At 53.7% G+C, this 13,416-nt stretch carries 14 protein-coding genes; 6 read left to right on the plus strand and 8 right to left on the minus strand.

The features are described 5' to 3' along the window. The 4 genes from IE065_RS17975 to IE065_RS03435 form a co-directional block, all read right to left on the minus strand. A partial coding sequence (locus IE065_RS17975; RefSeq protein WP_189511848.1) for a hypothetical protein occupies nucleotides 1–334 on the minus strand: 334 nt, incomplete at its 3' end. A 74-nt stretch (nucleotides 335–408) separates the two neighbouring features. Further along, nucleotides 409–750 carry a hypothetical protein gene (locus tag IE065_RS03425; protein WP_189511850.1) on the minus strand — a complete coding sequence of 114 codons (342 nt, stop codon included), beginning with the start codon at nucleotides 748–750 and terminating at the stop codon, nucleotides 409–411. 69 nt (nucleotides 751–819) lie between these two features. Next, a complete protein-coding gene (locus tag IE065_RS03430; protein ID WP_189511852.1) occupies nucleotides 820–1,263 on the minus strand; it encodes a hypothetical protein in 444 nt (147 codons plus the stop codon). Nucleotides 1,264–1,700: 437 nt separating this feature from the next. Next, nucleotides 1,701–1,958, minus strand: coding sequence for a DUF2164 domain-containing protein (locus IE065_RS03435; protein ID WP_189511853.1), 258 nt, complete (start codon nucleotides 1,956–1,958; stop codon nucleotides 1,701–1,703). Between the two features lie 290 nt (nucleotides 1,959–2,248). On the opposite strand from IE065_RS03435, the gene IE065_RS03440 reads away from it, so the two are divergent. The 5 genes from IE065_RS03440 to gndA all read left to right on the plus strand — a co-directional run bounded on the left by IE065_RS03440 (nucleotide 2,249) and on the right by gndA (nucleotide 7,267). Further along, a complete protein-coding gene (locus tag IE065_RS03440) occupies nucleotides 2,249–2,962 on the plus strand; it encodes a phosphatase PAP2 family protein (RefSeq protein ID WP_189511854.1) in 714 nt (237 codons plus the stop codon). An 8-nt stretch (nucleotides 2,963–2,970) separates the two neighbouring features. Further along, nucleotides 2,971–3,798 (plus strand): polysaccharide deacetylase family protein, encoded by an 828-nt coding sequence (locus tag IE065_RS03445; protein ID WP_189511855.1) that lies wholly within the window; start codon nucleotides 2,971–2,973, stop codon nucleotides 3,796–3,798. Further along, complete coding sequence (gene gnd, locus IE065_RS03450) at nucleotides 3,789–4,799, plus strand: phosphogluconate dehydrogenase (NAD(+)-dependent, decarboxylating) (protein WP_189511856.1); 1,011 nt, start codon at nucleotides 3,789–3,791, stop codon at nucleotides 4,797–4,799. Before IE065_RS03445 ends, gnd begins: the two co-directional genes overlap by 10 nt. Before the next feature lie 204 nt (nucleotides 4,800–5,003). Then, entirely contained in the window at nucleotides 5,004–5,570 is a 567-nt protein-coding gene (locus tag IE065_RS03455) for a PEP-CTERM sorting domain-containing protein (protein ID WP_189511857.1), read from the plus strand. Between the two features lie 194 nt (nucleotides 5,571–5,764). Continuing rightward, entirely contained in the window at nucleotides 5,765–7,267 is a 1,503-nt protein-coding gene (gndA, locus tag IE065_RS03460) for an NADP-dependent phosphogluconate dehydrogenase (protein WP_189511858.1), read from the plus strand. A 196-nt stretch (nucleotides 7,268–7,463) separates the two neighbouring features. On the opposite strand, the gene cls is transcribed toward gndA, so the two are convergent. The 4 genes from cls to IE065_RS03480 form a co-directional block, all read right to left on the minus strand. After that, nucleotides 7,464–8,927, minus strand: coding sequence for a cardiolipin synthase (cls, locus tag IE065_RS03465; protein ID WP_200163380.1), 1,464 nt, complete (start codon nucleotides 8,925–8,927; stop codon nucleotides 7,464–7,466). A 93-nt stretch (nucleotides 8,928–9,020) separates the two neighbouring features. Then, complete coding sequence (locus IE065_RS03470) at nucleotides 9,021–11,273, minus strand: TonB-dependent receptor family protein (protein WP_189511859.1); 2,253 nt, start codon at nucleotides 11,271–11,273, stop codon at nucleotides 9,021–9,023. 207 nt (nucleotides 11,274–11,480) lie between these two features. Further along, nucleotides 11,481–12,017: a hypothetical protein gene (locus tag IE065_RS03475; RefSeq protein ID WP_189511860.1), complete on the minus strand. Its 537-nt coding sequence runs from the start codon at nucleotides 12,015–12,017 to the stop codon at nucleotides 11,481–11,483. Between the two features lie 103 nt (nucleotides 12,018–12,120). Next, nucleotides 12,121–12,837 carry a DUF429 domain-containing protein gene (locus IE065_RS03480; protein ID WP_189511862.1) on the minus strand — a complete coding sequence of 239 codons (717 nt, stop codon included), beginning with the start codon at nucleotides 12,835–12,837 and terminating at the stop codon, nucleotides 12,121–12,123. A 63-nt stretch (nucleotides 12,838–12,900) separates the two neighbouring features. On the opposite strand from IE065_RS03480, the gene purE reads away from it, so the two are divergent. Next, entirely contained in the window at nucleotides 12,901–13,407 is a 507-nt protein-coding gene (purE, locus tag IE065_RS03485) for a 5-(carboxyamino)imidazole ribonucleotide mutase (RefSeq protein WP_189511864.1), read from the plus strand. Nucleotides 13,408–13,416: the final 9 nt, after the last annotated feature.

Consider the following 13,416-nt stretch of genomic DNA (forward strand, 5'->3'; position numbering starts at 1 on the left):
AATAGGCTCCTCCTTGTGGAACGCAACCATCGGTATCGTGCAGCTTACCGTTCGCAACAATCTGGTCTTCTTTGCAAACATCGTTGAATGACCAAACGTCAAAATAGTCACCAGGGATTGAATACTCTTTGAGGTGTTCTTCAAATTCTTCAAAATCATCGAATCCATAGATCCTTGGACAACTCGCACCTCTATAAAAGCAGTGCTGAACGATTATTGGTCCTTTTGAGAGTTTGTCTTTAATCTTTTCGATATTCTCGTCTGACAGGATCTTTACGCCGTTGGGCGTCCAATTGTCTGGAGTGTATCGATCTGGTTCTCTCTTCCATTTCATTTTCTTATAACGTCAAAGTGTATCACGTAGTGGAGCGCGGAGCGCGTAACGGAGTTGATAGCTCCGTCTGGATCTCATGTCTCGATTCCCATTCGGTAGTGGCTTATTTGTGAACTCGCTTCTGCCAAATGTAGCATCATTTTCTCGGAAGGCTTACTTCCACTGCGAGTATAGAGTTCTAGTTGTGCTTCATTCACCGCGGGGAAATAAAACGCGATTTCCTCTGGTGTGGCACTTTGCTGACCTCGGTTTGTTTCAACCTTCGCAGCTTCTGTTTTCAGTTTTTCTTTGAGAGCGGAATAATCCCTGATGATCGCTTCGATGTATCCTTCAGGCTTGTCCATCCACAGCTTTTCCATTTTTTCGATTTCAGCTTCGAATGATATTAGCGCTGTTTTGATTTCGTTTAAATTCATTACTTTTGAGATCGTCAAGAGGAGGGATTTCGGGAAGCGCAGCTTCCCGAAATCCCTTCGCTCGCCTTGTTATACTTTCTTGTTTTTATTTGCCCATTCATCCCAGTAACCTTTGCAAAGTTCGTCAAGCTCCTCAATGGACCACGTTTTTTCTTGCTGATCTACAACTATTGCTGAAGTGCATGTGAAGATCATTTCACCGCCGCAGTATTTGTTTTCTGCATTGTGAATATTGCATGTGACTTCAAATTTATCACCAGCTACATTCGCACTCAGGATCTGTGGCTCCTCTGAGAAAATTCCGTTGAAATCATTTAATCTTATTTTCTCTTTTCCCAATTCACTCGGCCATGCCAAAAAGCTTAAGTTTTGAAAGTTACAAAGTGTTACCTTGAAATGTTCAAAGCCTGGGTGGATTCGATTGGTTAGGTAAGGAATATCTACTATTAGTTCGCAGTTTTTTTCCTTTATATTCGCAGACCCAATAATCCCGTCATGTAGGATATTAAACATATCAACGATGTTGGAACTATTTATTATTTTTTTATATAACAGGTTAGTATACGCGCAGGGTGCGATTGTTGCAGGATTTGTCACTGGTTGGTGTCGCGTTCATTGTGGCTGATTCAATCAGTGTGGAAGTGCCTTATCAATATCAATTTGCGGTACGAGGTGACCAATTCAGTGGCATTTTAGGGGGGATTGTGGTGGTGGGGTGGTTTTGGCCGAAAACCTTGCAATACACAGGGCTACAGAGCGATTGAGGCTTGTCGTATATCAAAAACAGCAATCCTAACCGGCGAGATTTGGTCTTAATCCAATTGAGGGCTTCATGCGGCGTATCCTGTTGGCCAGCGAGACGCATGCGGCGCGGGGACGCGCTTGCGCTATCTGTGAGTGTGAGGCTGAGGTGCGCGATGGGTGTCGAGCTTCAGCGATTGGTTCGCTCACTACTTCTTCTTATCATGCCAATAGGTGAGCTCGAACTCATAACAAGTGCCCTGAAGATCCTCTAATTTTGTCCTAAAAAATTTTTCTGCATCCTTCACTCCCCTGTTATATGCGTAAGGACCAATTTCCTTCATGATATAATTGAGCAATAACTGCGCTTTTAGATCTCCAATGTCTTCTTCGAATTCTTCTAGGATATATTTTTTAATCGAAGGAAGGATCTCTTCAATTTCTTCTTTGTTCAGTTCTATTGGCATCGTTACAAATTCTATCGAACGCTGTTATTGATCACGCAAGAACACTTACAAACTGGTAGCTTCGCCGTGACCGCATTATGAGGAGAGAATGAGCGCTTGGCCCTTGTTCGTCAAGGTTTGCGGGCATTTAGTGTGGATTGCATCCAAGGTGGAGCCCGCTGTCCCGAGCGGGCAGTTTCAATCAGATGGCCTGCCGGACGCTTGCGGATCGGGGACGCGCCTGCGCTACCGAGGAAAACTCATCAAAGGATTTTTGCCCAGATGAGCTTTTGGCTGGCGCGGTGTGAATTGTGCCTGGAGCCGGTGTTTCCGCGTTGTCTCACGTGGAGAATTCGTTCCTGCTGATGAGCTGGATGGAGCCGTTGCGGTTTAAAGACACATTGCCCAGCCATTTTGGGTTGAAGGCGATCGGGCACTTTTTGGCGATCCCGTGCTTTTTCGCGGCCTACTTTATAGTGGCGTATTATCCCGTGCGATCGATCACGCCGATGCCTGTGTTCGCGCCCGACCGGTGGGCCCCGCTGCTGCCGTGGACGGTGTGGGTGTATTTTTCGCTCTGGGTTTATATTTGCCTGCCATCGACGTTGATCGAGTCCAAGGGGCTGTTGAAGCAATACTTTCGCGGGGCCTTCTGGATGGCGGCCATCGGGATAGCGATCTTCATTGTTTTTCCGACCTCTACGCCGCAGTGGACGGCGGACTGGGCAGGCTATCCTGGCACGCTGACCTTTATGAAGGACGCCGAGCTGTCGCGTAACGCCTGCCCCTCGCTGCACGTGAGCTTCGCGTTGTTTACGGCGTTGTGGCTGGACTGGTTGTTGCGGCGCATCCGGGCGACCGCTCCGTGGCGTTGGGGCAATGCGCTCTGGGCCGCTGCGATCATTGTCACCACACTGACGACCAAGCAGCACGTCTTCATTGACGTGGTTTTTGGCGTGTTGCTCGGGGGGGCGATTTTTGCCGTAAATATGTATTGGGTCTGGCGAGATCAGCGCTTAGCTTGACCGCGCCGATGAAGCGCTGGTTATTAACACTATGCATTTTTCTAAAGTCCGCGGGCCTCTGGTTGGCTTGGATGACGGACTATACCTTGCTCGGGTGGATGGTGTTCCTGGGCGGCGGCACGATCATGGTGCTCCAGCTCATTGTCCCCAATTGGCAAGGTGCTTGCGACGTGGTGACTAATTTTCTGCCCGCGGGCAAATCCGTCTGGCTGACCATTGACGACGGGCCGGACCCAGAGGACACGCCGCGCCTGCTGGAGCTGCTCGCCGCGCATCAGGCCAAGGCCACGTTTTTCCTGATTGGCCAACGCGCCGAACAATACCCGGAGCTGGTGGACGCGATTCGCGCCTCCGGTCATGAGATTGGTTGCCACACCTATACCCACCCGACACGCACTTTCTGGCTCGCAGGTCGTTGTAAAACGCGTCGCGAGCTTGACTGCGCCTTGCCGCACATTGAGCGCGAGCGCGGTGAGGTGACGCTTTATCGGTCGCCAGTCGGCATTAAAAGCATCTTCCTGCGCGGATTGTTGCAGCAGCGCGGCTTACGCTGCGTGGGCTGGACGATTCGCAGTGGTGACGGCCTCGGCCAAGACCCCGACGTCATTGTCCACCGCGTGGTCAACAACGTGCGTCCAGGGGCGATCATCCTGATGCACGAAGGCTACCGCGTGGCGTCTGCGGTCCGCATTGTCGCGATTCAGCGCGTGTTGGAGTCGTTGACGCGTGATGGCTACGACTTTATCCAACCGACGACGGATCAATTACGGACGGTACCGGTCAAATCTTTAACACCCGAACCCACCACCACAACGAAGGAACTACTATGCAATTAGGAATGATCGGCCTCGGCCGTATGGGCGCCAATATGGTGCGCCGTCTCATGAAGAATGGCCACGAATGCGTCGTCTTCGACACCAACGAAGCCGCCATCGAAGAGCTGGAAAAAGAAGGCGCGATCGGCGCTCGCACGTTGGAGGAGTTTGCCAGCAAACTCACCTTGCCACGCGCGGCCTGGGTAATGGTCCCCGCAGCGATTACCGATAAAGTCATTACCGAGCTCACCAGCTTTATGGACGAGGGCGACATCGTCATCGACGGCGGCAATTCCTATTTTCGCGATGACCGGCGACGCGCCAAAGAGCTGGAGCCACGCGGCATTCATTACATCGACTGCGGCACGAGCGGCGGCGTGTGGGGCATGGAGCGCGGCTACTGCCTGATGATTGGCGGGCAAAAAGCCCCCGTTGAGCACCTAGACCCGATTTTCGCCACCATCGCTCCCGGCGAAGGCGACATTGAGAAGACTCCTGGCCGTCCCGAAGGCAAGGGCACCGCTCAAAAGGGCTACCTACATTGTGGCCCTGCTGGCGCTGGCCATTTCGTGAAAATGGTCCACAACGGCATCGAATATGGCATCATGGCAGCCTACGCGGAGGGTCTCGACATCCTCAACAACGCCGACTGCGACACCAAGTCCCAAGAAGTTGATGCCGAGACCGCGCCCTCGATGCACGGTGACCTTGACTACAGCCTCGATCTGGGCGAGATCAGTGAAGTCTGGCGCCGTGGCTCCGTTATTGCCTCGTGGCTACTCGACCTGACGGCGAACTCCTTTGTCGATGACGCGAAGTTAGAAAAGTTCTCGGGCCGTGTCTCGGACTCTGGCGAAGGCCGTTGGACAATCGAGGCCGCGATCGAATCTGGCACACCGGCCCCCGTCCTGACTTCCGCACTCTACGAACGCTTCCGCTCCCGCGAAGAACACGCCTTCGCGGATAAGGTCTGCTCGGCCATGCGCTTCCAGTTCGGCGGGCACTTGGAAAAGAAAGCGTAGGAAATTATCTCACGCCAAGACGTAGAGACGCAAGGGAATGCCGTATGGTATTTCCTCTGCGTCTTCGCGGCTTGGGCGAAGTGTGCGTGATATGTTGTTAAGCGAGCGATGCACTATTCGATTGACTCAATTATTGTATATTATTAGTAACTTAGACTCTGCGCCTTAATCGGCCTAAGCGCTCTACTACTACCACAAATCATCATGAAGCGAATCTTACTACTACTAGGATTGATCAGCATTGTAAATTTAAGCCATGCTAGCGTCCATTACAACATTTCTGAAACGCTAACCGGGGTCCAGGTGGATTTCTCTGGAAGCATTGACTACAATGGGACTGGCTGGACGTTTGACGGCAATGCGTTCCCAGTTAGCAGAATTGCAGTTACTCCCCAATTATTGGAGTCCAATACGGGTGATGTTCTTAATCGATACCTTCACACCACCACGATTGTAACCCCCGTCGCCTCAAATGTATTTTCACTGGAAAGTCCGGGCACAATTACTGGCGTTCCATTTACAGTGGGTAATGGCTTTGTAACTGTTCCAACCGATTATGTATCGGGCGACAATTCATTGGTCGGCTCATTTTTTATAGCAGGACAGACCTTCGACGATCTTGGGATTACGCCTGCTGTCGGGGCAACGTTCATTGATTACGGAACGGACTTGATTACTTTTACCGCTACGGCCATTCCAGAGCCAAGCACCTATGCCGCTCTTTTCGGTCTGGCAATCCTTGGTCTGGTGATGGTTAGGAAGCGTTCCTAAACATTCAGTTTAGTAGCTTTATATGCAGGGCCCGGCGCACCAACGCCGGGCCCTTGTTGAATTTAGCCACGGCCCCGTCCTTCCTTGGCGCTTTTTTATTGCAGAATGCGGGTGAGGTTTGAAGACTCTCAATTCCTAGTATCACCTGCCCGAGAGGGCAGTTTCACCTACCACCAAACACGTGTAAGTTTATCATGCCTGAAGCAAGCTCCGACATCGGACTCATCGGCCTCGCGGTCATGGGTCAAAACCTCGCGCTCAATATCGCCGACCACGGATTCAAGATCTCGGTTTTTAACCGGACGACTTCCAAGATGGAAGAATTCGTGGCGAAGCACCCCAATACGCCCGGTGGCCTGGAAGGCTGCCCGACGCTGGAAGAGTTTGTCGCGAGCCTGAAGCGCCCCCGCAAGATCGTTATCCTCGTGCAGGCTGGCCGCGCGACTGACGCCGTTATCGACGGCCTCATCCCGCTGCTTGATGCCGACGACATCATCATTGACGGCGGTAACGCCTATTGGATGGACACCATTCGCCGCGAAAAAGACCTCGCCGACAAGGGCCTGCGCTTCATTGGCAGCGGTGTTTCCGGTGGAGAAGAAGGCGCGCGTTTTGGCCCGTCTCTCATGCCCGGCGGCAAATTGTCTGCCTATGAGGAACTTAAGCCAATCTGGGAAGCTGTTGCAGCCAAGGTGGACGCTGAAACCGGCAAACCGCTTGAAGGCGCTGCCCCTGGTAAGCCCGTTGAAGGCGGTGTGCCTTGCACAGCCTACATTGGCGAAAATGGTGCCGGCCACTATGTGAAGATGGTTCACAACGGCATTGAGTATGGCGACATGCAGATGATCTGCGAAGCCTACGACCTGATGAAGAACCTCTTGGGCCTGAGTGCTCCAGAGATGGCCGAGATTTTCAAGAAGTGGGACGACGGTCTGCTCGACAGCTTCCTCGTTGAAATCACCGCTGAAGTGCTCGCCCAAAAAGATCCTGCCACTGGCAAGGACTTCGTGGACATCGTTCTCGACACCGCTGGCCAAAAGGGCACGGGCAAATGGACGTCCATCAGCGCGCTTGATATGGGTGTGCCATCACCGACTATCGCCGAGGCCGTTTTCGCCCGTTGCGTTTCCGCCATCAAGGAAGAGCGCGTGGCCGCCAGCGAAATCCTCAAGGGACCTGGCAAGAAGTATGACGGTGACAAGGACGAGCTGATCCAAGCCATCCACGATGCGCTTTATTGCTCCAAGATTTGCTCCTACGCCCAAGGCTTCCAGCTGATGCGCGCGGCAGAAGGTGAATACAACTGGACGCTTAATTTCGGCGAAATCGCTCAGATTTGGCGTGGTGGTTGCATCATTCGCGCTGGCTTCCTTCAGAAGATTACCGACGCTTTTGATGGCAATCCTGATCTGGCGAACTTGCTGCTCGATCCGTATTTCACGAAGACAGTTACCCAGCTCGAAGCCAGCTGGCGCAAGGTTGTTGCCACAGCAGTGGAATACGGCGTGCCGGTTCCTTGCTTCGGTAGCGCACTGTTCTACTTCGATGGCTATCGCAGCGCCCGCCTCCCGCAGAACCTGCTCCAGTCGCAGCGTGACTTTTTCGGCGCACACACTTACGAGCGCACCGACACACCGCGTGGCAAGTTCTTCCACATCGATTGGCCCGATCCTGCACGCCCACAGCTCGACGCCTAACCAACCTCCGGTTGGATCGAGAGATTTGCGCATTGCGCAAATCTCTGAGGGGCAAGTGTCGTAGAGAAATCTATTTTCAAACCGTCGGGTCACAGGCCCGACGGTTTTTTTATGATTTCATCGAAGCGCCGAATAATACGCGCAATGCACTAAACCAGTATTCTGGTCCGAAAGCGAAAATTGACCAGCAGCCTGCTTAGAGTAGCGGGCTGGTGAGCCGAATGATACTTTCCAAGACGCGCGTTGCGGTGGGGCGCTTAGACCATTCCTCGGCGGTGAGCTCATCACTCTGGGAAATGTATTGGTGCTGGCAGTAGCGGAGCTGGTCCGTGAAGGCGTGATTATAAACGAAGAGCGTGACTTCGTGGTTTAGCCAGACACTGCGCATATCGAAGTTAACTGAACCAATGAGGCAAAAGTCTTGGTCGACGGTAATCGTCTTTGCGTGCAGGAGGCCATCGCGGAATCGCATGATGCGAACGCCAGCGGCGAGCAAACTGTCGAAGTAAGAGCGCGAGGCATAGCGCACGAGCCGGGAATCATTATGCTCCGGTAGAACCACGGTGACTTTGACCCCGCGCGCGGCGGCGGTGCAGAGGGCGGAGTGGAGCGCATCGTCGGGCACGAAATACGGCGTGGTGATGATCAGCTCTTCCCGCGCAGAGTAAATTGTCGAAAGCAGTAATTGGTAAATCGCGTCCGGATAAAAGCCGGGACCGGAGGGCACGACTTGCACCATGGCGGGGCCATTAGCGGGCTGGCGCTTAACGCCCGTATCCTCGTTGAGGTCGATCTGGCGACCGTCGGTTTCAATATCCCAGTCAGCAAGAAAGGTCGTAGCGAGCACCTCAACGGCAGGGCCTTGTACGCGGACCATGAGGTCGATCCATTGGCCGACGCCAGCGTCTTGCTTGAAGAAACGCGCATCGACGAGGTTTAGGCTGCCAGTGTAGGCGATGTGGCCGTCAACAATGATGATTTTGCGGTGGAGTCGGAGGTCTTGACGTCGAAAGAGTGCGCGCAAAATGCCGGCGGGAAGGGCCTCAACGATTTCTACGCCCTCCTGACGAGCGTTCGCGCACGCGGTGGATTTTAAAAAGTCTTTGCTGCCGACGGAGTCCAGTAAGAGACGGGTAATGACGCCTCGTTGTGCGGCTTTGATGACGGCTTCGAGGACTTCGTCAGCCACGCCGCCGTTGTGCCAGATATAAAACTCCATGTAGAGCGTTTCTTCGGCGCGATTGACGTCTTCGATGATGGCGCGCAGGACACCTTCGCAGTCGTCAAGCAACTCCAGTCGATTGCCGGGCAGGGTCGGGGTTCCCTCGGTTTGCAGGGCGAGGCGGTCGAGTGCTTTTGCTGCTTCATGGGCTTCACTCCAATCGACCTGGTAGCCTTCTGAGAGCGACGATATCCAGGATTTGTAAGGAGAAATGAGTTGGGCTATTCGCTTTTCTCGCCGTTTGCCCAAGCGCAGTTCCCCCATGAGTAGATAGATGCCAACGCCAAAATAGGGCACCAGCAGCATTACGCTGACCCAGGCCAAGGTCGCACCCACGCTGCGTTGTAGCATGATGACGCGGAGGCTAAATCCCAGCGATAGTATCCAGTGCAGTGCGAGTGGCACGAACACCCAAAAACTTTCCGTTTCTTGCGGCACACCCTCAGTTATAGAAGGCGCTGCCTGCAAGGGAAGGCAATTTCATAAGATCGTGCTGACCTGCTATTTTGAATCGCCGCCTAGGGAGCTGCCTTACCAATCAAAGCGCGCACCAGCATAATAGGTTCGCCCGTCGAGTGGTTCAATGCCGCCCCCACCGCCGCGAACGCGGGAGTAGTATTGCTCGTCCAGCAGATTGCTGATGCCGCCGAGTACGGTGAAATGTTCGATGGGCGAAATTTCCACGGAAAAATCCCAGACCATGAAAGCGGGAATTTTTTGGGGCGACACGGTGGCTGGTACCCACGGAGCGCCGCCGCCCGCCAGAAAGCTCTGTATGCTGTTGCCGGTGTTGTTGTTGGCGTCGTTCCAGTATTGATCGTCAACGAATTGGCCGGTCAGTGCGACTTTGATGAAGTCATCCCAATCCCAGACAACGCCCGTTTTGACGATGTGATTCGGCGCATAGCTGGGCGTGTTACCATTGAATTGGCCACTGGTGAATTGAGCGTCGAGCAGTTGGACATTGGCAAAAAGCGATAATGCACCGACTTGCTCGCCGAGCTTTGTGCCAGCTTGGGCGTCGATGAATGCGAAAAGGTCACCCTGGATCGCTGCTTCGATGCCGAAGAACACGGCGTCACCCGCATTGCTAACCTGAGTGTTGCCCCCGCCGATGTTCAAGGTTTCGACGATGCCCGTGTTGTAATTATAAAAGACGCTGCCGTCGTAGCTGAACCAAGTGCTATAGCTGCCGCGTGCGCCCAGTTCGCCTTGGTAATTGTAGGCGACGTTCGCGTCGGCGCTGCGGACTCTGTTGCTGGTGGGGTTGCCGAGGTCGGTGTATTTCTTGGGCGTGTAAGAGGTGGCAAAGCTAGTGTAGAGCTGGTTGTTGATGTTGATGTCGTAGGTAATGCCCAACGAACCCAAAGGCGCGACGGAGGTGATCGTCTCGTCAAACAGCGGCCGGTTAATCACGCCGGTGAAGGGGTCCACGGCTCCGTAGTTATAGTTTTCCTTCGTGCTAATCGTAGGAAGGTCCAGGCGGAAGGCCGGAATGACTGCCCAGCGGCCAAAACGGAATAGATTCTCCGCGAAGACAGCGCCGTAAATGGTTTCGCTCGATACGTCGTAGACGGCGGGGCCAGTCGTGCCAGTGCCGACACCGTTCTCGCGAATGTTTGGCGCGTTGCCGTAGTAAAAGGTGGCTCCGGCGGTGAAGGTGTTTGTGCCGTCGGTAAAGCCAGCGTCGTAATCTTTGCGTAAGCGGGCATCGAGGCCCACGAAGTAGAATTCTTTGCGGTCGAGATTGGTGTAGGGCGTATTGGTAGTTGGTGCGGCGTAGGGGGGGGAGGGCTTATACCAGAGCGTTCCGCCACTGGCTCGGCGCGAGAAGCGGTCTTGGTAGCCAACCCAGGATTTTACGTCGATTAAGCCGTCCTCCAGCTCGTAAATGTAGTTGAGGGACGGAAAATAGCGTTGAATCCAGACACGGTCGATCGGAGTGGTGGTTGTGTTGGGGTTGGCGTCCCACTGGAGGGTCGTCAGGCGACCGCCTTCACCATTGTTGGAACTGTAGGCGTCGAAATCGATACGCAGGCTCTGTTTTTCGTCGATTTGGTAGGTGACGGTGGCGCTGCCGGTTTGGATGGAGTAGTCGGCGTTGTTGCGCACGCCGTCTGCGCCGGAGGCTAGGAAGTCGACCCCGTAGCCGAACTGGCCATTCGTGCCGCTGGACTCAAGGTAGGTTGAATAATAGCCATAGCTGCCGCCAAAACCTTGCACGGAACCGCCAAACTCCGTGTCTTCGCGCGGAGACGCGGTGATGTAATTGAACACTGGACCGACCTGTGGGCCGTAAAGCAACGCCCCACCGCCGCGGATAAATTCAACACGCTCCACGGATTCGATGGGCGGGATGTAGTAAATGGTTGGGTAGCCGAACCAGTCGCTTTCCAGCGGGATGCCGTCTTTGAGCACGAGGACGGATTCGGATTCGTGCGGGTCGCCAATGCCGCGATAGCTGATGTTGGATCGGGCCGGTATCGCTTCTTCAGCCACGTTGACGCCTGGCGTGGTGATGAATACCTCGCGCATATTGTTCTGCACGATCTCTGGCATGTCTTCGAGCACGACATTGGTCGTTTTTTTTGCGCCCATGATCTTCGCGCCTTGAATCTCTGGGAGGAAAAGCTGCTCACTCGGCGCGACCGGAGCCTCCATGACGACTGGCTCTAATTCCTGAATCGTCTCTTGGGAGGCTTGAGCAAGTAAGGACAATGGGGCACCCGCTAGCAGCAAGGTGAAACGGGAGCGAGAAAAGGCAAATGCCGTAATTCTGTTCATGGGATAGATCAGGTTTGATTAGGAGAGAGGCGTTAGACTGAGTCAGGATTTCAAAACACACCCACTTGATGGGTCAATGGAAATTGAGAGTGAATACTAATCTCAACTTAAGCACATTGCTTATCGCTTCACGACTGACCTTGCACCGGTGAGAAACGTTGTTTGAGGCGGGTCCGCTGAATCTCCGCGCAGGAAGACTTCGTTTGTTTATTGGGGTTTGCTCAAGCTGCCTAAAGCCTTAGCTAGTGCTGCACTTTCTGGTGCCAGCCTTGCTTCAGGTATCAGAAATTCCTTGGAATCTGATAAACGGCGAATTCTTGCTTCTCCAAGCTCAAACCCGATTAAGGTGCCAGCAAATGAATTGCCCTCAATATCCTTCCAGATGTGGATATTTGCCTTTGTTTCCAAATCGGCCAATTTTTTCCGTAGCAAAGCATTTTCAGCACGCAGCCTTCCAATGGTGTCTGCCTGTTGTTTAATGACTGTTGCAGATGCATCAGGCGTATCGCTGATATTGTTATTTACTGCCATGGTTGGAATGGAATCCGTATGATGGGGCGGCAGGCTACCATTGTCCCAAAAATACTTAGCGTCCTTATTCCAACCGGCGAACATTCTGCGTTCACCATTGTATTCTATGACTAAGATCTCGTCACTCCACCAATTGTTTTTGATGACGGCCTTTGCATTGGAAATGTTGGCCAGTGATAATGCTAAGATGAATATGAATGCGAGATTCTTCATGGCGATGGGCGGTTGGTCTTTGATAAAAGCATGTGATCATAGCCAAAATAATCAAGCTATGATTAATTAGGTGTGCGCTTTTTGTGCGGACCGCAAAATATCTTTAAAACACACCAATGACGGTCTCCATTGGCAGGCCGACGGTGTCATAGGGTGGGTCGATGGGGGCGGAACGGAGTTTTTTGGCGTATTTGGCCATGGCTGCGAGGGCGATGGCGTCGACAATGTCATCGAGCCCCACATCTTTGCGTAGGGTGGATGTTTTGGCGTAGTTAAAGAGGTCGCGCGTGTGGGGGTAATGGCGCTGAAGCACTTGGAGTCGGCCTTGGATGCCGGCCTTCTGCTTTTTAGAAATACGGAGGCCCGCGCGGTTGTTCATGGCGGCGAAGGCAATTTCTGGATGGGCTTCGCGTAGACGGCCCACGTAGTCGTGGTGGCGGCGCAAAATGTCGTCCAACTCACGTATTTTCCCTCGAATGCTGAAACATTGGCGGGCGATTTTTCTGCCAATCAGCGTTTCTGAGATGGAGCAGGCTTCCTCGTAGGTGTTGATCGCAAGGGTGCGGCGGGGCGGTGGATCAAACACGCGGGCGGTCAGTCCCTTGCCCAGCAGTCGGCGGGCGATGGCGTCGCATTCGCGTTTTTTATTGAGCGTGTCGGGCAGACCGATGGGCATGTTGATCAGCATGGTTTCGCATTGCGAATGCATGATCAGCGCTTCGTAGACTGATTTGAAGACGCCAATAGAACCATCGCCATTGTTATTAATGGCGACCGCCAGCCATCCGGCTTGGCAAGCAACTATTCCCAGAGTATGCATCCTGCATTGACGCGCGGCTGTGCCGGCAATTGGATAGGCAGAGCAAAAGCAACTTTTCACGTCATGGCAACAACTAGTAACTCCATCCCGACAGTCGGTGTCATCATGGGCAGCCAGTCCGACTGGGAAACCATGCGCCATACGGCGGAAACGCTCGCCGAGCTTGGCATTCCTTTTGAGAAAAAGATCGTCAGTGCTCATCGCACGCCCGATCGCATGGTCGACTATGCGCGCACGGCAGAGGAGCGCGGGCTTAAGGTGATCATCGCTGGGGCTGGTGGTGCCGCGCACTTACCGGGCATGACTGCCGCATTGACTCACCTGCCGATATTGGGCGTGCCCGTGTCGAGCCGTGCGTTGAGTGGGGTGGACTCGCTGCTCTCGATTGTGCAAATGCCCGCTGGCATCCCCACGCCTACGCTGGCGATTGGCCGAGCTGGCGCGGTTAATGCCGCTTTGTCAGCAGCTGCGATTTTGGCGCTTTCCGATTCGGCGCTCCGCACGCGTCTCATTGCCTATCGTGACGGGCTCAAGGCCAAGGTCGAGGCGATGGAATTGCCCGAAGATTAATTGCGCGGC

The organism is Cerasicoccus arenae (assembly GCF_014651635.1).
Classification (GTDB): domain Bacteria; phylum Verrucomicrobiota; class Verrucomicrobiia; order Opitutales; family Cerasicoccaceae; genus Cerasicoccus; species Cerasicoccus arenae.

Excerpts from the sequence above, each read along its gene's own strand:
- IE065_RS03435 (WP_189511853.1), bottom strand. The coding sequence starts at position 1,958 with ATGCCAATAGAACTGAACAAAGAAGAAATTGAAGAGATCCTTCCTTCG.
- IE065_RS03470 (WP_189511859.1), bottom strand. The coding sequence starts at position 11,273 with ATGAACAGAATTACGGCATTTGCCTTTTCTCGCTCCCGTTTCACCTTG.
- IE065_RS03475 (WP_189511860.1), bottom strand. The coding sequence starts at position 12,017 with ATGAAGAATCTCGCATTCATATTCATCTTAGCATTATCACTGGCCAAC.
- IE065_RS03430 (WP_189511852.1), bottom strand. The coding sequence starts at position 1,263 with ATGTTTAATATCCTACATGACGGGATTATTGGGTCTGCGAATATAAAG.
- IE065_RS03425 (WP_189511850.1), bottom strand. The coding sequence starts at position 750 with ATGAATTTAAACGAAATCAAAACAGCGCTAATATCATTCGAAGCTGAA.
- gndA (WP_189511858.1), top strand. The coding sequence starts at position 5,765 with ATGCCTGAAGCAAGCTCCGACATCGGACTCATCGGCCTCGCGGTCATG.
- IE065_RS03455 (WP_189511857.1), top strand. The coding sequence starts at position 5,004 with ATGAAGCGAATCTTACTACTACTAGGATTGATCAGCATTGTAAATTTA.
- IE065_RS03445 (WP_189511855.1), top strand. The coding sequence starts at position 2,971 with ATGAAGCGCTGGTTATTAACACTATGCATTTTTCTAAAGTCCGCGGGC.
- IE065_RS03480 (WP_189511862.1), bottom strand. The coding sequence starts at position 12,837 with ATGCATACTCTGGGAATAGTTGCTTGCCAAGCCGGATGGCTGGCGGTC.
- gnd (WP_189511856.1), top strand. The coding sequence starts at position 3,789 with ATGCAATTAGGAATGATCGGCCTCGGCCGTATGGGCGCCAATATGGTG.
- purE (WP_189511864.1), top strand. The coding sequence starts at position 12,901 with ATGGCAACAACTAGTAACTCCATCCCGACAGTCGGTGTCATCATGGGC.